Origin of the sequence: Agrobacterium sp. ST15.13.013, assembly GCF_027956525.1 — a bacterium.
Taxonomy (GTDB): Bacteria; Pseudomonadota; Alphaproteobacteria; order Rhizobiales; family Rhizobiaceae; genus Agrobacterium; species Agrobacterium salinitolerans.
Genome location: NZ_JAQKGP010000098.1, coordinates 1 through 443, shown reverse-complemented (window position 1 = coordinate 443; position 443 = coordinate 1). Strand labels below are relative to the sequence as shown.

Genomic DNA, 443 nt, shown 5'->3' with positions numbered 1-443 from the left:
CCGTCAAACGGGAGGCGGCACTGACGCCGGATATGGCCGATGGTATCGCGTCGTGCTGGCTGCATGACACGGTCGAAGAAGGCATGGTGGTGCATATCGACAGGCCACGCGGCGCCTTCAAGCTCGACAGGGCCAGTCAGCGGCCGGTCATTCTGCTATCCGGTGGCGTCGGGCTGACACCGACCGTTTCGATGTTGAAGGTACTGGTTGCGGAAAGCCACCGACCCGTCTGGTTCGTGCATGCCTGCGACGGGGCCGCCACCCACGCGTTACGCGATGAAATACGGGCGCTCGCCGAACAGCGCGACAATGTTCATGTGCACACCTGTTATCGCTTTGCGACCGATGAAGACGCGAAAGCGGGGCTGTTCCATTCCACCGGCTTCATCACACGTCAGACCTTGCAGTCTTTTCTGCCGCTGGACGACTACGAGGTCTATATG

At 60.7% G+C, this 443-nt stretch carries 1 pseudogene; it reads left to right on the top strand.

The window, feature by feature from the left end:
- Nucleotides 1-443, top strand: a pseudogene (locus tag PL597_RS26055) (oxidoreductase); the annotation flags it as partial.